26 protein-coding genes and 1 other annotated feature are annotated in these 24,615 nt (G+C 35.9%); of the genes, 10 read left to right on the top strand and 16 right to left on the bottom strand.

The annotated features are described in order from the left end of the window. From opp3C to MHB74_RS06160, 3 genes are all read right to left on the bottom strand, one after another. Complete coding sequence (gene opp3C / locus MHB74_RS06170; protein ID WP_048559566.1) at window positions 1–1,017, bottom strand: oligopeptide ABC transporter permease; 1,017 nt, start codon at window positions 1,015–1,017, stop codon at window positions 1–3. After that, on the bottom strand, window positions 1,014–1,943 hold the full coding sequence (gene opp3b / locus MHB74_RS06165; RefSeq protein WP_000534165.1) for an oligopeptide ABC transporter permease: 930 nt from the start codon (window positions 1,941–1,943) through the stop codon (window positions 1,014–1,016). The genes opp3C and opp3b overlap by 4 nt, the downstream gene beginning before the upstream one ends. A 127-nt stretch (window positions 1,944–2,070) precedes the next feature. After that, window positions 2,071–3,702, bottom strand: a complete 1,632-nt coding sequence (locus MHB74_RS06160; RefSeq protein ID WP_061678729.1) for a peptide ABC transporter substrate-binding protein — start codon at window positions 3,700–3,702, stop codon at window positions 2,071–2,073. Between the two features lie 319 nt (window positions 3,703–4,021). On the opposite strand from MHB74_RS06160, the gene MHB74_RS06155 reads away from it, so the two are divergent. After that, window positions 4,022–4,402, top strand: a complete 381-nt coding sequence (locus MHB74_RS06155) for a DUF3899 domain-containing protein (RefSeq protein WP_061678728.1) — start codon at window positions 4,022–4,024, stop codon at window positions 4,400–4,402. Window positions 4,403–4,507: 105 nt separating this feature from the next. Further along, window positions 4,508–4,724, top strand: a binding site (T-box leader). 75 nt (window positions 4,725–4,799) lie between these two features. Continuing rightward, a complete protein-coding gene (gene trpS, locus MHB74_RS06150) occupies window positions 4,800–5,789 on the top strand; it encodes a tryptophan--tRNA ligase (protein ID WP_061678727.1) in 990 nt (329 codons plus the stop codon). 152 nt (window positions 5,790–5,941) lie between these two features. Here trpS and MHB74_RS06145 read toward each other — a convergent pair whose 3' ends face one another. The 7 genes from MHB74_RS06145 to MHB74_RS06115 all read right to left on the bottom strand — a co-directional run bounded on the left by MHB74_RS06145 (window position 5,942) and on the right by MHB74_RS06115 (window position 12,027). After that, window positions 5,942–6,688 carry a YjbA family protein gene (locus tag MHB74_RS06145; protein WP_000966126.1) on the bottom strand — a complete coding sequence of 249 codons (747 nt, stop codon included), beginning with the start codon at window positions 6,686–6,688 and terminating at the stop codon, window positions 5,942–5,944. A 143-nt stretch (window positions 6,689–6,831) separates the two neighbouring features. After that, window positions 6,832–7,620 (bottom strand): DUF2268 domain-containing protein, encoded by a 789-nt coding sequence (locus MHB74_RS06140; protein ID WP_061678726.1) that lies wholly within the window; start codon window positions 7,618–7,620, stop codon window positions 6,832–6,834. A gap of 106 nt (window positions 7,621–7,726) precedes the next feature. Next, window positions 7,727–8,965 (bottom strand): beta-ketoacyl-ACP synthase II, encoded by a 1,239-nt coding sequence (fabF, locus tag MHB74_RS06135; RefSeq protein WP_000412652.1) that lies wholly within the window; start codon window positions 8,963–8,965, stop codon window positions 7,727–7,729. A gap of 31 nt (window positions 8,966–8,996) precedes the next feature. After that, a complete protein-coding gene (gene fabH, locus MHB74_RS06130) occupies window positions 8,997–9,929 on the bottom strand; it encodes a beta-ketoacyl-ACP synthase III (protein ID WP_001100533.1) in 933 nt (310 codons plus the stop codon). Between the two features lie 231 nt (window positions 9,930–10,160). Continuing rightward, entirely contained in the window at window positions 10,161–10,337 is a 177-nt protein-coding gene (locus MHB74_RS06125; protein WP_001986215.1) for a ComZ family protein, read from the bottom strand. A gap of 53 nt (window positions 10,338–10,390) precedes the next feature. Next, window positions 10,391–11,263 (bottom strand): NAD-dependent epimerase/dehydratase family protein, encoded by an 873-nt coding sequence (locus tag MHB74_RS06120; RefSeq protein WP_141658069.1) that lies wholly within the window; start codon window positions 11,261–11,263, stop codon window positions 10,391–10,393. Window positions 11,264–11,292: 29 nt separating this feature from the next. Continuing rightward, window positions 11,293–12,027, bottom strand: a complete 735-nt coding sequence (locus MHB74_RS06115) for a hydrolase (protein ID WP_061678725.1) — start codon at window positions 12,025–12,027, stop codon at window positions 11,293–11,295. A 156-nt stretch (window positions 12,028–12,183) separates the two neighbouring features. Here MHB74_RS06115 and MHB74_RS06110 point away from each other — a divergent pair, with 156 nt between their 5' ends. Continuing rightward, window positions 12,184–12,366 (top strand): YjzD family protein, encoded by a 183-nt coding sequence (locus MHB74_RS06110; protein WP_061678724.1) that lies wholly within the window; start codon window positions 12,184–12,186, stop codon window positions 12,364–12,366. Between the two features lie 148 nt (window positions 12,367–12,514). Next, entirely contained in the window at window positions 12,515–12,823 is a 309-nt protein-coding gene (locus MHB74_RS06105) for a hypothetical protein (protein ID WP_061678723.1), read from the top strand. Between the two features lie 51 nt (window positions 12,824–12,874). Here the strand turns inward: MHB74_RS06105 and clpB are convergent, their stop codons facing one another. Next, window positions 12,875–15,475 carry an ATP-dependent chaperone ClpB gene (clpB, locus tag MHB74_RS06100; protein WP_061678722.1) on the bottom strand — a complete coding sequence of 867 codons (2,601 nt, stop codon included), beginning with the start codon at window positions 15,473–15,475 and terminating at the stop codon, window positions 12,875–12,877. Window positions 15,476–15,688: 213 nt separating this feature from the next. Then, complete coding sequence (locus MHB74_RS06095; protein WP_061678721.1) at window positions 15,689–15,868, bottom strand: YjzC family protein; 180 nt, start codon at window positions 15,866–15,868, stop codon at window positions 15,689–15,691. 492 nt (window positions 15,869–16,360) lie between these two features. On the opposite strand from MHB74_RS06095, the gene MHB74_RS06090 reads away from it, so the two are divergent. From MHB74_RS06090 to MHB74_RS06080, 3 genes are all read left to right on the top strand, one after another. Continuing rightward, complete coding sequence (locus MHB74_RS06090; RefSeq protein ID WP_061678720.1) at window positions 16,361–17,170, top strand: Cof-type HAD-IIB family hydrolase; 810 nt, start codon at window positions 16,361–16,363, stop codon at window positions 17,168–17,170. Between the two features lie 105 nt (window positions 17,171–17,275). After that, complete coding sequence (locus MHB74_RS06085) at window positions 17,276–17,416, top strand: hypothetical protein (RefSeq protein ID WP_000516816.1); 141 nt, start codon at window positions 17,276–17,278, stop codon at window positions 17,414–17,416. Then, window positions 17,417–17,614 (top strand): DUF3813 domain-containing protein, encoded by a 198-nt coding sequence (locus tag MHB74_RS06080; RefSeq protein WP_000527404.1) that lies wholly within the window; start codon window positions 17,417–17,419, stop codon window positions 17,612–17,614. Between the two features lie 25 nt (window positions 17,615–17,639). Here the strand turns inward: MHB74_RS06080 and MHB74_RS06075 are convergent, their stop codons facing one another. Next, complete coding sequence (locus MHB74_RS06075; RefSeq protein ID WP_061678719.1) at window positions 17,640–18,497, bottom strand: YitT family protein; 858 nt, start codon at window positions 18,495–18,497, stop codon at window positions 17,640–17,642. 100 nt (window positions 18,498–18,597) lie between these two features. Here MHB74_RS06075 and MHB74_RS06070 point away from each other — a divergent pair, with 100 nt between their 5' ends. Next, on the top strand, window positions 18,598–18,729 hold the full coding sequence (locus MHB74_RS06070) for a DUF3941 domain-containing protein (RefSeq protein ID WP_001120851.1): 132 nt from the start codon (window positions 18,598–18,600) through the stop codon (window positions 18,727–18,729). Window positions 18,730–18,858: 129 nt separating this feature from the next. Then, window positions 18,859–19,716 (top strand): peptidylprolyl isomerase PrsA, encoded by an 858-nt coding sequence (gene prsA / locus MHB74_RS06065; protein WP_061678718.1) that lies wholly within the window; start codon window positions 18,859–18,861, stop codon window positions 19,714–19,716. A gap of 54 nt (window positions 19,717–19,770) precedes the next feature. On the opposite strand, the gene MHB74_RS06060 is transcribed toward prsA, so the two are convergent. Next, window positions 19,771–20,625 carry a CvfB family protein gene (locus MHB74_RS06060; protein ID WP_000281274.1) on the bottom strand — a complete coding sequence of 285 codons (855 nt, stop codon included), beginning with the start codon at window positions 20,623–20,625 and terminating at the stop codon, window positions 19,771–19,773. A 359-nt stretch (window positions 20,626–20,984) separates the two neighbouring features. On the opposite strand from MHB74_RS06060, the gene MHB74_RS06055 reads away from it, so the two are divergent. After that, window positions 20,985–21,476, top strand: coding sequence for a YajQ family cyclic di-GMP-binding protein (locus MHB74_RS06055; protein WP_061678717.1), 492 nt, complete (start codon window positions 20,985–20,987; stop codon window positions 21,474–21,476). 501 nt (window positions 21,477–21,977) lie between these two features. On the opposite strand, the gene MHB74_RS06050 is transcribed toward MHB74_RS06055, so the two are convergent. Both MHB74_RS06050 and MHB74_RS06045 read right to left on the bottom strand, forming a co-directional pair. Then, window positions 21,978–22,880 carry a helix-turn-helix domain-containing protein gene (locus tag MHB74_RS06050; protein WP_061678716.1) on the bottom strand — a complete coding sequence of 301 codons (903 nt, stop codon included), beginning with the start codon at window positions 22,878–22,880 and terminating at the stop codon, window positions 21,978–21,980. Between the two features lie 230 nt (window positions 22,881–23,110). After that, window positions 23,111–24,412 (bottom strand): alpha-amylase family glycosyl hydrolase, encoded by a 1,302-nt coding sequence (locus MHB74_RS06045; RefSeq protein WP_061678715.1) that lies wholly within the window; start codon window positions 24,410–24,412, stop codon window positions 23,111–23,113. Window positions 24,413–24,615: the final 203 nt, after the last annotated feature.

Below are 24,615 nucleotides of genomic sequence, written 5' to 3'. Positions count from 1 at the left end.
TTACTTACGCATTTTTGGATCTAACGCGTCGCGTAATCCGTCTGCCATTAAGTTGAATGCTAAGATTAACATACTGATGACAACCGCTGGGATGAACATCATATGTGGATACGTTTGAATTGATTTATAACCATCGTTTACAAGAGAACCAAGTGATGCGAATGGTGGCTGAATACCTAAACCGATAAAGCTTAAGAACGCCTCACCAAACACTGCTGTTGGAATTGTAAACATTGTCATTACGATAATTGGTCCCATTACGTTCGGGATTAAGTGTTTTACAATTAACTGTGTATTTGTTGCACCTAATGTACGAGATGCTAATACGTATTCTTGATTTTTTAATTTCAGGATTTGTCCACGAACGATACGCGACATCCCTATCCAACCTGTAATCGCCATTGCGAGTGTAATTGACCATATACCAGATCCCATAATGATTACCATTAAAATAACGATGATTAAGTATGGAATACCGTTAATAATCTCCATAATACGTTGCATAATATTATCTACTCTACCGCCATAGAACGCTGAAATACCTCCATATGCAACCCCAATTACTAAGTCAATTGCTGCTGCTAAAAGAGCGATATATAATGATACGCGCGTACCTTCCCATGTTCTTGTCCATAAATCGCGTCCAAGGTCATCTGTACCGAACCAGAAATACTCTTTAATATCACGTTTTTCATATTGGTCAACACCATATTGATCTGTACCGTCAAATGGTAGCCAATGAACATTTTCAATAACAGGAATTTTCGGTGGTAATTTCGCACGACCTAAATCTTGCTCTTTATACGAGTGCTTACTTACCATCGGTCCTAAAATTGCTAGTAATATAATAAGCGCTAATAAAATGAAACCAAACATTGCTCCTTTATGTTGGAACAAACGTCTTCTTACATCTTGCCAAAACGTTAAGCTTGGACGGGCAATGACTTCATTATCCACATTATTTTGATTGGCTTGTTGAAATAAATCTGGAGATAATTTTTGTACATCTTTCATCATTTTTTCCCTCCCGCTAAACGAATACGAGGATCAATAATTCCGTATAAAATATCGACAATGAAAATAACTAAGATGAAAATCGCACTATAGAAAATTGTAGTTCCCATAATAACTGTATAGTCATTCACTGTAATAGATTTAACGAACTGTTCCCCTAGTCCTGGTACAGCATAAATTTGCTCAATAACTAATGTCCCTGTAATTAATCCTGCAACCATTGGTCCTAAAATTGTTACAACTGGAATTAACGCGTTACGAAGTGCGTGTTTGATAATGATAACGCCTTGGCTAATTCCTTTCGCTTTCGCTGTTAAAATGTAGTCAGCTTGCATAACTTCAATTAACTCTGCACGAGCGAAACGTGCGATTGTTGCGATAACTGCCATCGATAAAGCGATTGTAGGCATTACGGTAAACTCTGGTCCTTTCCAGAATGCTACTGGGAACCACCCAAGTTTTACCCCTACGAAATATTGTAGTAATGCGGCGAATACGAACGATGGTACCGACATCCCGAGTACGGAAATAATTGTCGCCCCATAATCGACCCACGTATTGTTACGAAGTGCCGCAACGATTCCTAAAATTAAACCGATAAATGTTCCTAATATAATCGCTTGTAAACCAAGTTGTGCTGATGGTCCAATGCGATCCACAATCATATCTGTTACTGGACGGTTATCATATTGGAATGATACCCCTAAATCACCTTTTGCTAAGTTACCTAAGTAACGTGCATATTGAACTGGTACTGGATCATTTAAGCCATATTTTTCAAGAATGATTTCTTTTTGTGCCGGTGATAGTTTCTCCTGGTTTTTAAGCGGAGAACCCGGAAGTAATTTCATCAAAAAGAAAGTCAGTGTAGTAATTAAAAATAATGTCAAAGCCATGTACACGAAACGTTTTAATACATAACGTCCCATAGTCAAGCACCTCCCCGTTTTTCTCAAAAGCAATAAGATAGTTTAAAATATTCTTACTTTTATTTTTTTAAAATAAGAGCATACGCCCATCATAGGCATATACCCTTATTCATGATGGAAACCATTTTTAGTTTTTGAGTTCAACCCACTTATAGCTAAATTCTCCGCCATATTTATGTTCTAATAGGCCAGTAATTGAGCCACGTTGTAAATAAGCTTTTCCTGGTTGATATACTGGAGCAATCGCTGCATCTTCAAGCAGTTGTTTTTCCGCTTGTAATAATGCATCCCAACGAGCTTGTACATCAACTTCTGTTTTCGCTTTTTTAATTAAATCATCATACGCTGGGTTTGCATAATTTACTTTGTTTTGTGCATTACCTGTCGTATACATTTCAAGGAATGACATTGGATCCATATAATCTGGACTCCATCCCGCATATGACATTGCATAATCTCCACTTGCTTCAAGTTTTAATTTTTGTGCAAATGGCTGCATTTTTGTTGAAACTGTTAAACCTGGTAAGTTCTTTTCAAATTGACCTTTTAAATACTCTCCGATTTTTTTAGCATCATCAGTATCAAAGTTTAATAGCTCTAACTCTACTTTGTCTACACCAAGTTCTTTTTTACCAGCTTCCCAATATTTTTGAGCTTCTTTAATATCCTCTTTTATAAGCTTTCCGTTCTCTTCACGGAAGTCTTTTCCATTCGGACCTTTTGCTAAGCCTTTCGGAACAAAACCATATATCCCCTCTGAACCATCGTTTAAGATAACTTTCCCTATATTTTCACGTTCAAAGGACATTGCAATTGCTTTTCGGATATTTTTATTTGCTAAAAATTTATTCTTTTCATTTAAGCGAATAAATTGTGTAGATGGTCTCTTAATCGTTTTAAAGTCAGCATCTGATTTGTATTTGTCTACAAACTCTGATGTTAAGACTACACGATCAATTGCTTTCGTTTCATATAAATTTATAGCAGTTGAACGATCCTTAACAATATTGAAGTTTATTTCCTCAAGTTTTACTTCTTTATTTTCCCAATACGTTGGATTCTTCTTAAGTTGGAAACTTTGTTCATGCTTCCATTCATTTAATACGAATGGACCATTATAAAGTGTCGTATTGGACTCTAATCCAAATTTTGCTCCTTGTTCTGTTACAAACTTCTCATTCAAAGGATACAATGTTGGATAGACTGTTAAACTTACAAAATAAGGAACAGGGTTATCTAATTCCACTTCAAGTGTATGATCATCAATTGCCTTTACACCAAGCTCTTCAACTGGCAATTCTTTTTTGTTAACTTTCTCCGCATTTTTAACATCAAATAGTATGTAAGCAAACTTGGCACCTGTGTTTGAATCTACAGCTCTTCGCCAAGAATAAACGAAGTCTTTCGCTGTTACAGGTTCACCATTAGACCATTTCGCATCTTCACGTAACTTGAACACATACTTTTTGCCATCTTCTGATTTCTCATAAGATTTAGCGACACCTGGAACAAGTTTATCGTCTTTCCCCAGACGATATAATCCCTCCATTGTGTTATTCATGATGTTAGAAGATGCTGCATCTGTTGATAACGTCGTATCCATGGTTGGAATTTCAGCTGTCTCGGTTAGATTTAACACTTGCTTGTTTGAGGATTTTTCTTTTGCGCCTGCTTTATTATCCTCTTTTTGGTAACTACAAGCTCCTAACATACTGACCGTCAACGTCGATGCAAGTAATAACGGTATCTTTTTCTTCATGTTGTGTTGCCTCCCCTAATTGCACTTCCTGTACCCTCACTTGTAAAAAAGTAGAATTGAAAGAATAATCTCCAAGTTTCTACAATTTTCATTATACATATAATATAACAATTGTGAATATAGTTTTTTGTTTTTTTGTTAAAATTTTTAATAAAATGTTTATTTTTTTATTTTTTTGTAAAGGGATACGTTAACATTGCTACCATCATCTTGAAATCAGACCTTTAATTGCGTATAATTTTCAAAAAATTAATTCTAGTACATATTATAGCTTTTATAGTATAATAATTCTAGTAATATTTTGACGGAGGGGAACATTTTGAATAAAGTTTTTTTTCATACTTGTATACTAATTTTCATAGCGATAATCGCTTCTAGTATTGGCGCAATCCTCATTTCATCGCAATTTTTGTTGAATTTTGTCAATATATCGTTTTATGCCGCACTACTTTTTATTCTTGTCGGCGGTTTTTTATTCATATTTCAAAATGGATTTTTCAATGTAACAATTTACGCATTCCAAAGAGTGTTTGGTACGAACAAAAAAATTGAGTCTTTAATTGAAGAAGTAGAGGAACCTGCCGATAAGAAAGAACGTATTTATAAAACATATTCATTCAAATGGACGTATCCAATTTGTATTACAGGTATCGTTCTTGGGTTGTTCTCGACCCTCATTAGCTTTACTATTTTGATGTAGTTTGCAAACACTATCCCATATGATATAATAATCAGCAAAACATTTTGTTATAAAACTTTAGTTCTTTCATATTAAAAGAGCTCAGGTAACAATAAATAAATTTATATGTATGCGATGATAAAGAAGAGTACATATTGAGGCAATTTCAGAGAGCTTGTGGCTGGTGCGAACAAGTAATTGCGCAGTGTGGAATGGGCTTTTGAGCACCAAACCGAACCGAAAGTAGTAGGCTTTGGCGTTATATCCAAACGTTATTATGGATTAGAGAGATTTCACAGTAGTGAAATAATTAGGGTGGTACCGCGGTCCATTCGTCCCTATAGTTTTTTGGGATGAATGGGCTTTTTTGTTTGCCTTCTCTTCCCTATCACGCATTCAAATTTAGGAGGAATTACTTATGTCAGTTATCTTTTCTGGTATTCAGCCGAGTGGAACGATTACACTTGGAAACTATCTAGGAGCTATGAAGCAATTTACAGAGCTTCAAAATGAACACGACTGTTATTTCTGTATTGTAAACCAACATGCGATTACAGTACCTCAAGATCCCGTACAACTTCGTAAAAACATCCGCAGTCTTGCTGCGCTTTATGTAGCATGCGGCATTGATCCTGAAAAAGCTACTTTATTTGTACAGTCAGAAGTACCAGCACACGCTCAACTAGGATGGATTATGCAATCAGTTGCTTACGTTGGAGAATTAGAGCGTATGACGCAATATAAAGATAAAGCATCAGGTAGAGACTCAGTTCCAGCTGGATTACTAACGTACCCACCATTAATGGCTGCTGATATTTTACTTTACAACACTGAAATCGTACCTGTTGGTGATGATCAAAAACAACATATGGAATTAACACGTGACCTAGCAGAGCGTTTCAACAAACGCTTCCGTGAAGTGTTCACTGTTCCTGAAATTCGTATTCCAAAAGTAGGAGCTCGCGTTATGTCATTAACAGAGCCTACGAAGAAAATGAGTAAATCTGATCCGAATCCAAAATCAATGATCAGTATGCTTGATGAACCGAAAACAATTGAAAAGAAAATTAAGAGTGCTGTAACAGACTCTGAAGGTATTGTGAAATTTGATAAAGAAAACAAACCTGGAATCTCTAACTTATTAACAATCTACTCTTCATTCTCTGGAAAAACAGTAGAAGAAATCGAAGCAATGTACGAAGGAAAAGGATACGGAGACTTCAAAGGCGACCTAGCACAAGTAGTCGTAGATGCAATTCGTCCAATCCAAGACAAATATAACGAACTAATCAGCTCACCAGAACTAGACGAAATTCTAGACAAAGGTGCAGAAAAAGCAAACCGCGTTGCATTCAAACAACTTCGCAAAGTAGAAAACGCAATGGGGTTAAGTAGAAAACGTAGGTAACTTATAAAGCGGAGGCGACTGTTTAGCCCTGACGGCTAAGGTTCTTTCCCACAGAAGGTGCTTTTTACCTTCTCGTGGGGAAGGTTCTTAGACACGAAGAGCTCGCTGAAGCCAAGTTACAACAAATAAAAAAACCGCCAATTGGCGGTTTTTTAATTTACCTTCTGCTCGTTTTCCATTTCCCATAACTTTTCAAAGAATGGCTGTCCTTTTACGAGACGCTCACATAATTGCTCGTGCTTCTCAGACCAGCCTGTTTTCGCTTCATCATACAGTTTAGCCCAAATATCTTCAAATTCCATATGTTGAACCATTCCGTATGCTGATGGATCCCACTCTGTGAACCAATAGCGAATTTCTGCTGTATTTTTCGTTGTATGTAATTGATCTAACGCCATAAATAATAATTGTTTAAGCTGTCGTTCTTTACGAGTTAAGCCATTCATAATGAAAGGTGATGGTGATAAAATATGATGTTCTTTTTCCATTTCTTCTACTTGGAACTCATACTTTTCTGCTTGTACGTTTTCTACCATCTCATATACCATCTGCTCTTGGCGCGGTATAAGTCTACTCTTTCGAATTGGCACATTGTAACCAATTGTGTCGATCGCAATAATTCCTTTTCCATCTGTAACTACAAAGCAATACTCTTGCTGCAAACGTTCATGATTTTTACGAATATAAGCCTTATGATGTACGTCTTCCAACATTTTTTGCGGAAGCTCTAACAATTCGTTCTCGATGTAATGATATAATGTGGCATCTACTTTTAATAATGGCACTTGATCTAATAGCTCAATCGTATCATCTTTCCGCCATTCGTAAAAATGACAAACGTTATACCCATTTTCTTCACCTTCAAACCAATTTACCCATACATCATGTAGATATAACATTCACTACCCCTCACTTCACTACTGTTTGTATCAATCATTATGTTCAATTTTTCTTAACTTTATTCCACCTAAGGAAATATATTCTAATTATTATTTTTTCTTCTATTAATACTAAAAAAAACAGGAAATAGAGATCCTGTTTTTTATATATGGAATGTATTTGCTTTATCCAATATTTCTTTTGCATCTATAGGTAATAAAGAAAGCGTATCTTCTCCTTCTGAAGTTACACAATCTTTGACAATATGAAATCCAAGAGTATAGCCAAGCATCTTCGGATAAGAATGAAATCCATTTAATAAGATGTCATGCTCCCTTGTTCCTCGTTTTATACTTATTCTTTCGTGTACAACGTTTTCCCAATAATAAATAGCCTCTTCTTTTGAAAGATACGTCGTCCACGGTGCATTGTTTTTTTCTGAATATCTTTCCGTTACTGCTTGCTCAGCTAGCCCTTCCATAATCATCGTATCAAGTAATGTATATTCTGTTTCTTTCGTCTCAATTTGATGTAACCTGCATATGTGATGATATTCATGAGCCAATAACACTTTTAATTCTTCTACCGAATTCCGTCCGCATACGAATAAGAAAATAACGTGACGCATAGATAATCCAGCCCTGCCGTTATACTCTTCTTGTACAGTTCGATTATAAGAATCTGATAATAAAATAAAGACAGGGACATCCGGACCTTTCAACCAATTTTTCAGTTTCTCATACTCCATACTTAACTCTTTCCAGATTTCCTTTTTCTCTAACTCTTTAATCTCTTGTTCTCCTCGCATAACCGGGCGATACATACCTTTAGAAATTAAAAAGCGGTACAATCTTTCTTTTGGCAACGGGATATACTTCGTAAACTTCTCACACAACTTTTCTGGCCGTCCATAATATAGATGTAACCACTCGGCAGTTTCAACAATCCCCATCTTTATCCCTCCTTTTTCTTATGTATATGCAAAAGGAGGAAAAGGCGTAAAAATAAATAAGGAGTTTTTTCGCAATATGCTACGAAAAAACTCCTTATTTCATCTATTATTTATACGATTTAAATACTAATACTGCGTTATGACCACCGAATCCTAGTGAATTACTTAAAACCGCGTTTACTTCTTGATGTCTCGCATTATTCGGTACGTAATCTAAGTCACATTCTGGATCTGGTGTTTCATAGTTAATTGTTGGAGGAATTACTCCGTCTGTAATTGATTTAATAGAGAAGATCGCTTCAACAGCACCAGCTGCTCCTAATAAGTGACCTGTCATTGATTTCGTTGAGCTAATTGCTACTTTATACGCGTGCTCACCGAACGTTTCTTTAATTGCCATCGTTTCATACTTTTCATTCGCATCTGTACTTGTACCGTGCGCATTAATGTAATCAATATCTTCTGGCTGTAGACCTGCATCTGCTAAAGCTTGACGCATTGCACGCACGCCGCCTTCACCGCCAGGAGCTGGCATTGTAATATGGAACGCATCACCAGTTGCACCGTAACCAGCGATTTCCGCGTAAATGTGAGCACCACGAGCTAATGCGTGCTCTAATTCTTCAAGAATTAAAATACCTGAACCTTCACCCATTACGAAACCACTACGGTTTTTATCGAATGGACGGCAAGCTGTTGCTGGATCTTCATTGAATGTTAATGCTTTCGCTGAGCTAAATCCTGCGAATGCCATACTTGTTAACGGCGCCTCTGCTCCGCCTGTAATCATTGCATCAGCATCACCGCGCTGAATCGCTTTAAATGCATCACCAATTGAGTTTGCACCAGATGCACAAGCTGTTACTGAACAAGTGTTAATTCCTTTTGCTCCTGTTGCGATCGATACTTGACCTGCTGCCATATCTGGGATCATCATTGGTACGAAGAATGGGCTCACGCGGCGCGGGCCTTTCTCAGTAAAAATCTTAAATTGTTCTTCGTATGTTTCCATACCGCCAATACCAGAACCAATCCATACACCAATTCGAGGTCCGTTTTCTTCTGTAATTTCAAGCTTTGCATCTGCAACTGCCATTTTCGCTGCTGCTACTGCATATTGTGTAAAGCGATCCATACGGCGCGCTTCTTTTTTATCAATATATTTCTCAACTTCAAAGTCGTTAATTTCTGCTGCTACTTTTGCTGGAAATAGTTCCGGATCAATTCTTGTAAGTCGTCCGATTCCAGATACACCCTTTTTAATGTTTTCCCACGCTGTTTCAACATCTGTACCGACCGGTGTAACAGCTCCTAGTCCTGTAATTACGACCCTCTTTTTTTCCATACAAAATACACTCCTTTTTTTCTCTCAGTCCTTATTTACCCCAACGAAGAGCGACTGCTCCCCATGTTAATCCGCCGCCAAAACCAACAAGTATAATTAAATCACCATCTTGAATACGTCCGTTTTGCAATTCCTCTACCATTGCAATTGGAATTGAAGAAGCTGATGTATTACCAAACTTTTCAATTGTCATACTCATTTTTTCTTGTGGTAAATTTAATCTCTCTCTTGCAGATTCCATAATACGAATATTCGCTTGATGCGGTACTAAGAAATCCACATCCTCTTTCGTAAGACCAGCCTTATCCAGCACACGAAGACAAGATTCACCAAGTTGACGAACGGCAAATTTAAAGACTTCTCTGCCATTCATCATAACATACTCGTCTTGATATAGATGCTTACCGCCACTTCCGTCTGCTCCTAATTCGAAAGATAGAACGCCTCTTCCTTCTGAAACAGCCCCCATTACGATAGCACCGGCTCCGTCTCCAAATAGTACTGCTGTATTGCGATCATTCCAGTCTACAATTTTAGAAAGTTTATCACTACCAACTACTAATACATTTTTATAAGTTCCCGTTTGAATAAATTGCTGCGCTGTAATCATTCCGTACATAAAACCAGCACATGCTGCCCCTACATCCATTGCAGCTGCATGTTTCGCTCCAATCGCTTCTTGGATGACACAAGCTACTGCTGGAAACGCACGATCTGGTGTTACTGTCGCCACTAAAATAAGATCGATATCTTCTCCGCTAACCCCTGCATCTTCAAGTGCTTTTTTAGCAGCCTCTACGGCCATATATGAAGTATCTATTGTATCATCGGCAATGCGTCTTTCTGCAATTCCCGTTCTCGTACGAATCCATTCATCGGATGTATCCATTATTTTCTCTAAATCGTGATTTGTGACTACTTTTTCTGGCACATATCTTCCGATCCCTAAAATGCCCACGTTCACATCGCAGCCCTCCGTTTTATATCAATTATTATGACTTGGTACTAATTTTAAAACATAAATGTATTTTTGTCTAGAATATATTTCAGCTAAAACATAAAGCTAGGCATTATTCACTTTATTGTTTATTAAAAGAAACAGAAACATACCTTTCCTGTTTCTTTTGAAATATAAAAAGGCCCAAACCGCTTCTACTTACGGTTCGGGCCTCTCCTCCATCTAAAAAAGAAGGTTTTATTCTTTATCTGCTTTCCCAAGCTCATATGCTTCGTTCATAACTTTCATTAATAACTCTAATACTGGTTGTGCTTTCTCCATATCAAGCGCAATTCCATTATCATCTAAAATGGCCTTTGCTTCTGGTAAATGCTTCATTGCGATTTGTAAAAATTGCATGCTTTTCTCATTCATATTATGTTCTTCCTCTCCATTAAAACTTTCACATACATAGTGTAACACGCTCGCTATCCTTCGTATAACTCTTTATATTTTTTCATATGTGCCAATTGTTTATTTAAACCGTATTCTAACGGAGTATTTCTTTTTATCGAAATAATCTCGACAGTATCATCTCTTTCTTCCTCATTCTCTTTGTTCACTTTATCCTCTGCACGTAAAAGGTTCATACCTTTTTTCCATAATGATTTTTTACCACTAAGTAAATTGTATATACCGAGATGCTCCTCGTTCATTCCATTTTCCCATAAGTATTCACATACATCTTCCACGTACAGTAGATCACTTCCGTTTTCCTCACTCGCATAATGGCACTCTTTCTCATCCAGTTCTGATAAAATGAGCTGATGATACATCATAAAAGATGGTTGCCACGGCCCATATAATGTAGGAACTCGAAATACACTATACTGTACCTCTCCTTTTTTCAATCCTTCTTCCACTTTCAAAAATAAACGTTTATTTTCAGATTCATCTGCGTTTCCTACTTTAATAGAAGAAATTAGATTTAATTTCACTTTATGTTCTGCACACAATCTTATAATCCGCTTTAAATACTGTAATATGACCCTTTCATTCCGAAAGCCACTTTGTTGATTTGGCTCATACAGGCAAAAGTAAACCGTATCGAACTTCTCTCCTTCTACTGATTTCCATCCATCTTCATCTCTTATCGAGTAATACGTAAATAACGCATTTCGCCCAATTAACAATAACTTCTCTTCATTAATTTTTGTCATATTCTCGAATTCATCAAAATCAAGACCGTACACTTCTACTTCTTCTGCCATCATTTTATTCACAAGGTGATAACCTACAAACGTAAGTGCACCTACAATTAGCACGCGCTCCATACCACCAACCCTTTCTCCTTGAAACAAATAGCTCCTCATTTATGTATATGGGAGCTTCACAATTCTTCTTCATATTTTTTAAAGAAATCAGTCGTTTGCCTAACCATTTTATATTTCACATCTTGCAGATGGAATAAGACAGAAGTATCGCATTGATTGAATTGCCTCATTTTCTCATATTTACGTAACAACTGTTTTCTTCCTCTTTTTTCTTGTGTTGATACGAAAACTTTAACAGGTACACAAGACGGAAGAAGCGTAAATGTTTTCTTATTTATTTTGGACTCCAATTCTTCTTCTTTGGAATCATACGCCAAACTTAATTCCTTCACTAATCTTTTGTAAAAAAACTTATGCTCTTTCTCAAACTCCACATATTCTGGTAAATCTAAACACGGATTTAACATAATGACTGAGCGTATACATTCAGGGTATTTGTTCATCATTTCAAGTGCTACAAGTGCCCCCATACCGTCTGCCATAATGTGCATTTTCGCATTTAATGTCTCTTTTCTCAAAACAACGTCATATAAGCGTTTTGCTAGACGAACAGATTGGTCGTTTCCCCAATGTCTTCCGTATAAATTAGAAGAAAAGACCGTGTAGCCTTCCTCAATAAGGCCATGTAAAAAATAAGATCTACCTGCATGCTGTGTCCATAAACTTGTACCATTCTCAATAAAGTAGTTGTAATCACCAAGAAGCATTACAGAAAATCCATTTGGCTTCTCCGGTAAATAAATGACACATGGCTCTTTTTCTAAGTAAAAAAAACGTTCCGTAATACTCATTTTTCCCCCGCCTTATTTTCTAAACGTATAAAAGTACTCTTCTATAATGTATGAACGGAATGCAAATTTGCGTTGAAAAATCTACAAATATTTTTCTATATTCTTTTTTCAATTGTGTTACAATAAGGACAGATTGAACGAATAGAGGTGTAAAATATGCGTTTCATTTGGGCATTTATTTGGTCGTTCGCGCTTGTACATATGATGAGCTACGTAATCGGCTCTATGACTGGCGGTACATACGATTTTAACCAAGCGTCTATTTTCTCAGTTGTTCTTGCGGTATTAGTACTAGCAATTTCAGCTGCAATTCCAAACGAGCCAGTAGAACAACACTAAAAAAAGAGTCCGGATTTTATCCGAACTCTTTTTTTACATAGATAAAAAATCCTTTATCATCCTTTAACGGTTAAATAACTAATATAAGGACAAAAAGCATTATTCTCTTATTTAAAAAGACCATATCGTAATATAAAGTAGTAATGTTATGAATTTCAAAAATTATAAGATTTGCAGTATTTACGGCCAACAAATGTGGCATGATCAAGCTATAATTATCGGTAACAAAAAAGGACTAGAACAATTGAGGGATATGATTGATGTAGCATTAACTGAAAATCAAAGTGAAGATGTGTTCTATCCAACTGATTTTGAAGGATACGAATTGAAGATTATTTGTCTCGAAAATGAAAAAACATTGGAGCACTTAGCTTTGCCCTACCACGATGAAAATTACTACACCAAAAACGATAATGAAATTGCACCAGAGTCCATAAACAATAAAAAAAGCACTTAAAAGTGCTTTTTTTAATTAGGCTGTGGAGAAAACCTCCTCCACAACCTATTCTCATTTCACATGAACGACTAATTCGTTATTTTCTACTCCAACCACTACATGACTATTGTCAGTAATCGTTCCTGCAATTAATTCTCTCGCTAATTTCGTCTCAACTTGACGCTGTACATATCGTTTTAATGGACGAGCTCCGTACATTGGATCAAAGCCAGCTTCTACAACAAATTCTTTCGCTGCATTTGTTAATTCTACTGTAATATGACGGTCAGCTAAACGACCTTGTAATTCTTTTACAATTTTATCAACAATACCTTTAATTTCATTCGTTGTAAGAGGTTTGAATAAAATAATTTCATCGACACGGTTTAAGAACTCTGGTCGGAAATGTCCTCTTAACTGCCCCATTACCAGTTCTCTTGATTCCTCTTTAATAGAGCCATCTGCTTCTAATCCATCTAACAAATGAGCAGATCCAATATTTGAAGTCATAATAATAACCGTGTTTTTAAAGTCTACTGTACGTCCTTGCGAATCTGTAATGCGTCCATCATCTAACATTTGTAATAAAATGTTGAATACTTCTGGATGTGCTTTTTCGATTTCGTCTAATAAAATAACGGAATACGGTTTACGTCTTACCGCCTCTGTTAATTGACCGCCCTCTTCATATCCAACATATCCAGGAGGCGCACCAATTAAGCGTGACACAGCGTGTTTCTCCATATACTCAGACATGTCGATACGAATCATTTGCTCTTCACTATCGAATAAAGACTGTGCTAACGTTTTTGCAAGTTCTGTTTTACCAACACCTGTCGGTCCTAAGAAGATGAAGGAACCAATCGGACGATTCGGATCTTTAATACCAGCGCGTGCACGAAGAACTGCGTCTGATACTAAGCTTACCGCTTCCTCTTGCCCGATGACACGCTCTGATAAAATTTGCTCTAAGCGTAGTAATTTCTCACGTTCACCCTCAACGAGTTTTACGACCGGAATACCAGTCCAGCGTGAAACAATATCAGCAATCTCTTCTTCACTTACTTCCTCACGTAATAAACGATTTTCTTGTTTATTATGTGCGCCCATTTCTTCTGCTTCTTTTAACTCTTTTTCAATTGCAGGAATTTTCCCATGTCGAAGTTCCGCTGCTTTATTTAAATCGTAATTACCTTCTGCTTCTTCTAATTCACGGCGCAGACGCTCTAAATGTTCACGTAAGTTACGAACTTTGTGAATATCTTCTTTTTCTTTCTCCCATTTCGCTCTCATACCACTTGCAACTTCTTTTAAATCCGATAATTCACGTTGCAACGTTTTTAGACGTTCTTGGCTACCAAAGTCCTTCTCTTTTCCAAGAGCTGCTTCTTCAATTTCCAGCTGCATAATGCGGCGCGTTACTTCATCTAATTCTGTTGGCATAGAATCAATCTCTGTTCGAATCGTTGCACATGCTTCGTCAACAAGATCAATTGCCTTATCTGGTAAAAAACGATCCGAAATATATCGATCTGATAAAACAGATGCTGCTACAATCGCGCGGTCATGAATATTTACACCATGATAAATTTCAAAACGCTCTTTTAAACCACGTAAAATGGAAATTGTATCTTCAACAGTTGGTTCTTCTGCTAATACTTGTTGGAAACGTCTTTCTAGCGCTGGATCTTTCTCAATATATTTACGATATTCATCTAATGTTGTCGCCCCGATACAATGCAGTTCACCACGCGCAAGCATCGGCTTTAACATATTTCCTGCGTCCATCGCACCTTCTGTTTTACCAGCGCCGACGATTGTATGAAGTTCATCAATGAATAATAAGATGCGGCCTTCACTCTTTTTAATTTCATTTAATACAGCTTGCAGGCGCTCTTCAAACTCACCACGGAATTTTGCTCCAGCTACAAGCGCACTCATATCTAATGCAAAGATTGTTCTATCTTTTAACCCTTCTGGTACATCCTTTTTCACAATACGCTGCGCTAATCCTTCGACGATTGCTGTTTTACCAACACCTGGCTCACCAATTAAAACCGGGTTGTTTTTCGTTTTACGTGAAAGAATGCGAATTACGCGACGAATTTCACTATCACGGCCGATAACAGGGTCAATTTTCCCCGCTCTTACTTCCGCCACTAAATCACGGCCATATTTTTCTAACGCTTCATAAGTTGCTTCTGGATTTTGACTAGTCACTCTTTGATTCCCCCGAACTGTCATTAAAGACTGTAATAAGTTATCTTTCGTAATATGAAATCTTGTAAGTAATTGATTTATATCGCCTTTTTCTTCAGAAAAAGCAAGCAGTACATGTTCAACTGAAATATAGTCATCTTGCAATTTCTCTGCTTCTTTTCCTGCTCTTACAAGCAGTTGTTGCAGAGCACCTGTTATATATAATTTACCTGCTTCTGCACCGCTTCCTGTTACAGAAGGCTTTTTCTTAATTAAACTTTCTACTCCTTGTTTTAACGCTTCTATATCGACATTCATTTTTTGAAAAATACGCACTGCTAACCCATCTTGCTCTTCTAATAATGTAAACAAGAGATGAACAGTATCTACTTCTTGATGATGATGAGATACCGCTAAAGATTGGGCACTCATAATCGCCTCTTGTGTTTTTGTTGTCATTTGATTTAAGTCCATCTTTACAGTCCTCCAAATGTTTGACTTTCTTTGACCTTTGATTTGATTATACGCCAACTGACTTTTTTATACAATAATTTTGCTTATGTATTTTCAAACTTATTATTGAAAAAAGAAAATGAGTGCATTCATTATACAAGTTAAAAAGTTAAGGTAAATGTAATTACACAATGCCCCATAACAAAAAAGCCGCAATAATGATTGCGGCTTCTGTTACGGTCTTCTTTTATATGTCCACTGACGGTTATGATTTGTGTTATCTGGAAACTTTTCACCGGCAGTTAATTTCACCATTTGCGGATCTTTTACCATACTTCCTGTTTCACCAATCTCTACATAAATCCCATCATTTGGCGCTTTTTGTCCAGAACGAAACCTGCGATTTTGTCCCATTTCCATTCTCCTTCCATGACGTCTTTGCCTCATTAGTATATCCATTTTCAAAGAAAGCTTTTCTGTCATGTTTAGGAAACAAGTACTACATTTCATTCTTGTACATATACATGAATGACACAAGCTTAGGAAGGAATTTCGTTCCTATTTGTAGAAAAAAAAGAAACCAACCTACTATAGGCCAGTTTCAAAGGAGAGTCAAACATATACGAGAAGATTACATGTTCATTATAAGCTTCCTCACACGAGCAATGTAACCCTTTTCACAATTTGTACATAATGAAAGAAACTTTGTTTGAACTTTCTAAAAAGACGTTGACTTTTCTTAATTTCCAGCGAGAAATAGTAGACACCGTAGCGCTTTGCGACGTAAGATGGATATATAGTGAAGTTTCCATCTTCGGTGTTCTCACCCAGCTTAACCTCTTATTTCTGCATATTAAAAACGGAAATACAGATAGAAACAAAAAAATTATTATAAGAGGTGAAATTATGAATAAACAACATTTAATCGCATTAGACTTAGACGGCACTTTATTGACAGACAACAAAATAATTTCCACTCGAACGAAACATACAATTACAAAAGCAAAGGAACAAGGACATATTGTCGTTATTTCAACAGGGCGTCCATTCCGTGCTAGTTTTGATTACTATAAAGAACTTGGTCTGAATACACCCATCGTAAACTTTAACGGTGCTTACGTACATCATCCTCTTGATTCAAAATGGGGAACACATCACTCTCCTCTTGAGCTAGCAACAGCCCAAGAAATTGTCCGAGCTTGCTTTGATTTTGGTGTAAAAAATATATACGCTGAAGTAATGGACGATGTGTATGTTCGTGAAATTGATGAAGATAAAAAACATATTTTCGAATTCGGTTCTCCAAAGATTTTTACAGGAGACTTATTAAATACTTTAAACGATCATCCAACTTGCTTATTAATTGACGCACATGACGAACATTCTAGCGCAATTCGTCAACATTTAACTGATATGCATGCTGAAGTAATCGATCATAGAAAATGGGGCGCACCTTGGCCGATTATTGAAATTGTAAAAAGCGGGTTAAATAAAGCTGTCGGATTACAAAAAATTTCTAGTCATTACAACATTCCACAAGAGCGAATTATCGCTTTCGGTGATGAAGATAACGACTTTGAAATGATTGAATTTGCTGGTCACGGCATCGCAATGGGTAATGCTATTCCTGAATTAAAATCACTCGCAAACCATACGACGTTAACGAATGAAGAAGATGGTATTGCACTATATTTAGAAGAGGTACTTGGGTTGTAATCTAAAAATTCCCTGCTTATAGTTTCTCGCCAAACGCTCATACTATTATTAGACGCACAAGTCAGCGCGTCGATTGTTTTCAGCTAAATAAAGGGGGTTTTTCGAATGGGTAAAAAGAACAAATCAAAACGTTTTATCCAACAAGGAGCCGATGCTGTTATGAAGCATGATGCAAGATTCCCGTACCGTGGTACATTAGCTGAGGCAGAAAAAGCGAGAAGTAACTCTTCTTTTGGAGGGGTTTAAATGGGGAACTTACTATTCCAACAAGCTAGAGATGCTGTTGCAAACGCCGTAACTTGTTCAAGCGGTGCTGAGCAACAAGATCTCGTATATAGAGCAAAAAACGCTTTGCATTCTGCTTATGCGAACTCTTCAACAGCTGAAAAGGTTCAGCTACGTGAAATGCAGGAGCAGTTGCAAAACATTACGAATTTGCATTAAAAAAGAGGACCAGCTTTGGTCCTCTTTAATCTTTTCGGAACAATCCAAACACCCCGACCGTTTGCAGTACATTGGTAAATGCACCTGGGTCCACTTGTTTAATAACCCTCTCTAATTCATACAGTTCATAACGAGTAATAACAATCATTAACATTTCCTTATTTTCATTTGTATAAGCACCTGTTGCTGGGATAGTTGTAATCCCCCTCACTAAGCGTGAATGAATCGCCTTTCGTACATCTGTCCCATTCTTCGTAACGATTAATGCTGTAATCTTCACATGCCGCGTATGAATCGCATCGATAATTCGCGTTGATACATACAAAGTCACCAAAGTATATAACGCTTTTTCCCAGCCATACACATAGCCAGCAGCGATAATAATTAGTGCATTAAAGAAGAAAAAATATGTACCAACGGGCTTGTCTTTTATTTTAGATAAAATCATGGCGATAATATCTAAACCACCTGTAGAAGCCCCCCACTTCAACGCCATACCTACCCCGATTGCTGAAATAATCCCGCCAAAAATCGCATTCAATATGATGTCGTTTGAAACCGCTCTAACTGGAATAATTTCTAAAAACAAAGTCATAAAGATAACGCAAAGAAAACTAAAGAAAGTAAAGGCCTTTCCAACCTTCTTCCACGCTAAAATAACGACAGGAATATTAAACAAACTAAACAATACCCCCGTTGATATGTGAATAGATAAAAAGTCACCTAATATTTGCGATAACAATTGAGACAACCCAGCAAATCCACTCGCGTACACTTTCGCCGGCGTCAAAAATAAATTCATTCCAATCGCATTTAACAAACCTGCGACGATTACAACGATTAACTTCTTTATAAGTTCGGTATAATTCAACTTCAAATCCATTTCTAATCCACCCTTATTATTCATGAATGCACTGCTATACATAGTCTTTACGAAAAAGGAAATGATAAACGTACAACGTTTAGAAATGGAGTTGATACATATGCCACATACGAGCGATAACGACAAAAAAGCACGCGATAATAATGCAAAGCGTACGCAAAAAAATGAGCAAGAACAAAAAAATATTCAGCAAGGTAAACGTGCCTATTCTAAAAAGACCGATCACCTTTGATTCCATCGTACATCAACAGTATTGTTGATGTACTTTTTTTACATTTCACAGGAAAAAACATTGAAAATTCACTTCATGTTCACTTCTATATTCTACAATAGCGATAACATATTCGGATGAGGTGTTGGCATGAGAGGGAAACACATTTTCATTATTACTGCACTAATAAGTATATTAATGCTAGCTGCTTGTGGACAAAAAAACAGCTCAGCTACAGTCGCTACGGCAACAGACTCAGCCATTACGAAGAGCGACTTCGAAAAGCAGTTGAAAGATCGTTACGGAAAAGACATGTTATACGAAATGATGGCGCAAGACGTTATCACGAAAAAATATAAAGTATCTGACGATGATGTAAATAAAGAAGTACAAAAAGCGAAAAAGCAATATGGCGATCAATTCGCAACTGTACTAGAAAACAATCGTTTAAAAGATGAAGCTGATTTCAAAAATCAAATCAAGTTCAAACTTGCTATGAATGAAGCGATTAAGAAAAGTGTTACAGAAAAAGACGTGAAAGATCACTATAAGCCAGAAATTAAAGCGAGTCACATTTTAGTAAGTGACGAAAATGAAGCGAAAGAAATAAAGAAAAAATTAGATGCTGGTGCTTCATTTGAAGAATTAGCAAAACAAGAATCGCAAGATCTACTATCAAAAGATAAAGGCGGAGACCTTGGATACTTCCATTCCGGTACAATGACACCTGAATTTGAAACAACTGCCTACAAGCTAAAAATCGACCAAATTAGTGAACCCGTCAAATCACCAAATGGCTATCACATTATTAAACTAACTGGTAAAAAAGATTTACAACCTTACGATGAAGTGAAAGACTCCATCCGTAAAAACTTGGAAGCAGAACGTATGGCCGACCCTACATTCAGTCACAAATTAATACAAAAGGAATTAAAAAAGGCAAATATTAAAATAAATGATAGTGACTTGGAAGATACGTTTACTCTTGCGCATGAGCAAGGAAATTAAAAAAAGCACCGTCTTATTTTTTATGACAAAATAAGACGGTGCTTTTTATTTCATTTACTTCTTAAAGTACGTCCAGCCTTCTTCTTGATAAATCTTTTCTTCTTTCATCAACTTACCAAGCGCGCGCTTAAATGCAGCTTTACTCATGTTGAAGCGTTCTTTAATGTCTTCTGGGTGGCTCTTATCCCAAAACGGCATTGCTCCGCCTCGTTCTTCCATATATGCATAAATTACAGCAGCATCATCTTCCATTCCTTCTTCTTTACGAGGAAGAAGTGAAATGTTAATTGTACCATCATCTTTTACGTCAATAATACGGCCCGTTACACGTTCACCGATACGTACTTGTTCTTTTCTTTCAGTATGGTGTAAGAAAGCACGGAAATGCTCATCAGTTAGTATGAATGAACCAACTTGAAGTGAACGATACACACGTCCATTTACGTTTTTATTACGCATAGATGGTGTCGCATCTACGATAATTTCTTGCATATCACTATCTCTTGCCGGAAGAGCAATAAGACGATCACGATTCGTTAGTTTTAACGTACAATATAATTCGTCTCCAACCTCTGGCCATACTGGCATGTAAATCGGGAACTCATCAGCTGGGATTAGTATATCTTTTGATACACCAATATCAACAAACACACCTAAACTAGGGATAACTTCTACAACTTTTACCCAGTTCCAATCAAAAGTCGTAATAAGTGGCTCCTTCATTGTTGCTGAAACACGATTTTGATGATCAAGGTATAAGAATACATCAATCTTATCGCCTTCTTCAATTTCTCCAACTAATTCGTTTTTATGTAGGAAAATTTCTTCTTCTTCATTCCCAACCATATATCCGATTTCCGTTTCGCGTAAAACAGTTACCTGTTCAATCGCTCCTAATTGTAAATACATATTTTTTAATTCCCTTCTCTATATAAAGTGAAACTTTAATCAGTGGGGGTTTTGTTCCTTCCCACTGATTATCAACCCTCACCAATCGGGCGTTTACGGCAGTGGATCTCCCACTTAACTTCTTTGCTCTAACTGAATGCCCGTTAATGCGGGATAAAATTATCTTTTTTATCATTCCAAACAAAAGTTAATTATAACACGATTTCCCCTTTATTTGTCCAACTGCCCAAAATTCACTATAATAAAATGAGGTTACATGATTATAAGTATGAAAACACTTAAGTCTAAGCTCGTTTTCAGCTATACTTTAGTATGTACAGTACATAAAAAGATTAGAAATTTATTTGGAGGTGCTAACTATGGCAAAAGAGAGTTCTTTTGACATCGTTTCGAAAGTAGAATTACCTGAAGTAACAAACGCAATTAACATCGCATTAAAGGAAATCCAAAACCGATATGACTTTAAAGGAAGTAAAAGTGATATTAAATTAGAAAAAGAAGTACTAGTTTTAACTTCTGACGATGAGTTCAAATTAGACCAAGTAAAAGACGTTCTAATTGCTAAACTTGTAAAGCGTAACGTTCCAATTAAAAACTTGGATTACGGAAAAGTTGAAGCTGCGACTGGTAACACTGTTCGCCAACGCGCAACACTTCAACAAGGTATCGATAAAGATAACGCTAAAAAAATTAACAACATCATTAAAGAGATGAAATTAAAAGTAAAAACACAAGTACAAGATGACCAAGTACGTGTTACAGCGAAAAGCCGTGATGACTTACAAGCAGTTATCGCAGCAGTTCGTAGCGCTGACTTACCGATTGACGTACAGTTCATTAACTACCGCTAAAAAGAAAAACATCCTCTGTGTAGAGGATGTTTTTCTTTTTAGCGTGTAGGGAGAATATTACATCGCAATCGGATAATTAGAATGGGGATTTGATTATTATGCATAAATCAAGAAGGCCCTTTTGAAAATCGAGGAAAAAACCTCCCGCCCCACTCAAATGTAACAATTTATGAGTATAAGAATATTTTCCACCCTTTCATGTGATGTAAAATTAGTAAGGAATTTATTTTATGAAAAAATGTTAATTAAAAAAGAGTTAGAAGTGGTTATTTGAAGAAATTAATACTATGTTTTTTATTAACTACATTCTGCCTACATATTGCAGGATGTTCTAATAATATGGATACGCTTAATGATAAGTCTAAAACTTCAACACCTGCGAAGTGTAAATACATCAACAAAGCTTGGTATAAGAAACATATATAATGCAATTTAATAGTATAAGTCATAAAAAAAGACACCATAAGATGCCTTTTTTTATAGAAAATAATACGATGTTCATCAGAAATTATGAGTAATTTTTTTATTTTGATTTTCAAAATAATTTTCTTTAACTATTTTTATTAGATTTTCTTTTTCTGTTAGTTCAAATATAAATAATGCTTTTTTCATGTTATCAGCTACATCTTCTTCATTATATTGTTTTTGTTTTAGCATGTTCCAAGCTTTTCCATAATATAATTCACCTAATAAATATAAAGTGTTTAAATTAATAGCTAATGTAATACCCATATCATTGTATTTTATTGCCTCTTCATGTTGATTTGCATGACCTAAAATTTTTGCTAAATTAAAAATAATTTTTAATTTAATCTCTTTATCCCTAGGAAAATCTAACTTATTAAAATTAGTTAAACATCTTCTTAATATAGTAATACTCTTTTCATATTCTTTATTTGCCCAATGAAATATAGCCATTGACTGCATAATATCTATTTCTCTTTCTGATAAAAAATTACCATTCGTTACAGTTAGTTTTAACGCACTATGTAAAAGATTTAAAGCAGTTTTTATTGATTTATTTACATAAAATATAGCAATTGCTTCATGCCATATTAGAAATTGTTTATCTTCTTTTAACTGGAAATTATTTTCGTTTTTCTCTTGTTTCACTATTTCGTAAAGTTCATTATATTGTTTTTGTTTTGTACAATCTCTCATTACATACTTTACATTTTCTACATATTTTAGTTTTTTGTTTTGAGTTAGTGCGAAAATATTATTTGGATCAATACCAAGTCTTTCAGATAACTGATATAACAATATACTAGATGGATAAATCATACCTTTTTCTATTTTACTAATTTGACTTTGTGAACATATTCCATGACACAATTCAGATTGTGATATATTCTTTTTCATTCTAAGTTCTTTAATGGTAATACCCAAATCGTAAAATTCCATTGTTCCTCCTCAAATATAGCCCTCAATGAGTATCAGAATATTTTTCACCCTTTAATGTAATGTAATGTAAAATCAGTATAGTTGCAATTATTGTTTGTTCTCAATGTCTTTTCACTTCTTTGCTCAACTGAATTTCGAGGAGAGGGTTTCACTCCACACAAAAACAGGCTAGGGAGACAATCTTCTCCTTAGCCTATTTTCGTACTTATTAAGAACAACACATCCGATACTCATTTCCGTCTCTTTTTAACCGCAACTAAAAACGCAATAAATAATACATTCACACCGACTATTAAGGAGATAAATAACCAATTCACGCCTGTTTCCCCGTTAACTTTATACACATTTGATTCTTCACGCTTTAAAACGAGATAAAACTTTCCGTTTTCTTCTCTTATAATTTCATCTTCTAACAATCCTCTTAATTCTTGTTTTTCACCAATCGTACTTACAGGTACAGCCACTTTTTGTGTTTCTTTCGTATTATTAATCGCTACTAATGTGACTTCATCTTTATACTTTCGTTTTAGTATACTCATTCCATCTTTATCATACAAAAGTTCAAACGTACCGCGTCGTAGAGATGATCTCGTTTGTCTAAGTTCACCCAGTTTCGTTATGTGCTGCATAAATTTTTCATCTGATTTGAAATCCATTAATCGTCTATTATCCGGAGTATCTCCTCCATCTAATGCAATTTCAGTCCCGTAATAAAAATTCGGAATACCCGGTGATGTTAATAAATATGTGAGAGCTAGTTTCAAACGAGATGGCGGATAATTCATATGCTCTTTTGCAATACGAGCATATCTTTTTGTATCTTGATTATCTAAAAATATAATTGATTCCCCGTCTTTTTTACTCACATCATATAAAGGTTTCACCGATACATCCGCTTTCGAAAACGATTCTACTATTTTTTTGTTATACTCACTATCTCCCTCTGTCATAATACGAAAATCTTTCTTTATCGCTTGCATGTCTTTTTGTACGCCATCCCAAAAAGCATCCGACTTTTTTTCACTATGTATCACATAACTTCCATCCAAATCAACTTCTTTAGCCCACCATTTCATCGCCTCGATGACTTGTTGTTCATTTTCCCCAAGTGGAAATTGAAGTACAACTTTCATTCCTTTTGCGTGCGCTTTTTGTACAAGTTCTTTCACATCATTTTCTGTTCCGAAATGTTCATTTACCTTTTGAAAATTACGCACATCTAACCCATCATACGTTCCACTTTCAAAAAGCGGAGAAAGCATAACAGCGGTAAAGCCCATTTCTTTTATGTAATCCAGTCTTTTTATAATCCCTCTTATATCTCCACCCTGATATCCTTCCAAATTGCCAACTTCTAACTGTTTGTCATTTTTCGGTTCTCCATTATTGAAGCGATCAATCATAATGGAATAGATAACTTCGTCTCGCCACTCTCTTTTTTCATCCGCAAACGTATGTATTGGTACAAACAAAACGACAGCTAAACAAAAACAAATGAATAGTTTCCTAGTCCGTATTTTCCTCACACGCATCCCCCATGTTTTTTAATTGTAAGAATATTATACCAATTATTCGGACGAATCGCATACGTTGATTTCTTTCTCCGTAAAATACTTCATGTCAGATTTCCTGACATGAAGTATAAAGTTTTCTGAATTTTTAGTTGATTTTACGTTTCATTTCGAATATGATATAAAACATAACAAGTTGATGTTATTTTTTCTAACATTATAGG

It is taken from the genome of Bacillus sp. FSL K6-0069 (assembly GCF_038007785.1).
GTDB classification, from domain to species: domain Bacteria; phylum Bacillota; class Bacilli; order Bacillales; family Bacillaceae_G; genus Bacillus_A; species Bacillus_A mobilis.
Note: the sequence above shows the minus strand (reverse complement) of the source record. Positions and strands in the feature narration are given on the sequence as shown.

Coding starts and splice junctions, on each gene's coding strand:
- MHB74_RS06110 (WP_061678724.1), top strand. CDS start 12,184: ATGCGTTTCATTTGGGCATTTATTTGGTCGTTCGCGCTTGTACATATG.
- prsA (WP_061678718.1), top strand. CDS start 18,859: ATGAGAGGGAAACACATTTTCATTATTACTGCACTAATAAGTATATTA.
- MHB74_RS06045 (WP_061678715.1), bottom strand. CDS start 24,412: ATGCGTGTGAGGAAAATACGGACTAGGAAACTATTCATTTGTTTTTGT.
- MHB74_RS06060 (WP_000281274.1), bottom strand. CDS start 20,625: ATGTATTTACAATTAGGAGCGATTGAACAGGTAACTGTTTTACGCGAA.
- MHB74_RS06125 (WP_001986215.1), bottom strand. CDS start 10,337: ATGAATGAGAAAAGCATGCAATTTTTACAAATCGCAATGAAGCATTTA.
- opp3b (WP_000534165.1), bottom strand. CDS start 1,943: ATGGGACGTTATGTATTAAAACGTTTCGTGTACATGGCTTTGACATTA.
- MHB74_RS06070 (WP_001120851.1), top strand. CDS start 18,598: ATGCCACATACGAGCGATAACGACAAAAAAGCACGCGATAATAATGCA.
- MHB74_RS06050 (WP_061678716.1), bottom strand. CDS start 22,880: ATGGAATTTTACGATTTGGGTATTACCATTAAAGAACTTAGAATGAAA.
- opp3C (WP_048559566.1), bottom strand. CDS start 1,017: ATGATGAAAGATGTACAAAAATTATCTCCAGATTTATTTCAACAAGCC.
- clpB (WP_061678722.1), bottom strand. CDS start 15,475: ATGGACTTAAATCAAATGACAACAAAAACACAAGAGGCGATTATGAGT.
- MHB74_RS06080 (WP_000527404.1), top strand. CDS start 17,417: ATGGGGAACTTACTATTCCAACAAGCTAGAGATGCTGTTGCAAACGCC.
- MHB74_RS06075 (WP_061678719.1), bottom strand. CDS start 18,497: ATGGATTTGAAGTTGAATTATACCGAACTTATAAAGAAGTTAATCGTT.
- MHB74_RS06105 (WP_061678723.1), top strand. CDS start 12,515: ATGAATTTCAAAAATTATAAGATTTGCAGTATTTACGGCCAACAAATG.
- MHB74_RS06055 (WP_061678717.1), top strand. CDS start 20,985: ATGGCAAAAGAGAGTTCTTTTGACATCGTTTCGAAAGTAGAATTACCT.
- MHB74_RS06095 (WP_061678721.1), bottom strand. CDS start 15,868: ATGGGACAAAATCGCAGGTTTCGTTCTGGACAAAAAGCGCCAAATGAT.
- MHB74_RS06085 (WP_000516816.1), top strand. CDS start 17,276: ATGGGTAAAAAGAACAAATCAAAACGTTTTATCCAACAAGGAGCCGAT.
- MHB74_RS06090 (WP_061678720.1), top strand. CDS start 16,361: ATGAATAAACAACATTTAATCGCATTAGACTTAGACGGCACTTTATTG.
- MHB74_RS06140 (WP_061678726.1), bottom strand. CDS start 7,620: ATGGGGATTGTTGAAACTGCCGAGTGGTTACATCTATATTATGGACGG.
- MHB74_RS06145 (WP_000966126.1), bottom strand. CDS start 6,688: ATGTTATATCTACATGATGTATGGGTAAATTGGTTTGAAGGTGAAGAA.
- MHB74_RS06115 (WP_061678725.1), bottom strand. CDS start 12,027: ATGAGTATTACGGAACGTTTTTTTTACTTAGAAAAAGAGCCATGTGTC.
- fabF (WP_000412652.1), bottom strand. CDS start 8,965: ATGGAAAAAAAGAGGGTCGTAATTACAGGACTAGGAGCTGTTACACCG.
- MHB74_RS06160 (WP_061678729.1), bottom strand. CDS start 3,702: ATGAAGAAAAAGATACCGTTATTACTTGCATCGACGTTGACGGTCAGT.
- trpS (WP_061678727.1), top strand. CDS start 4,800: ATGTCAGTTATCTTTTCTGGTATTCAGCCGAGTGGAACGATTACACTT.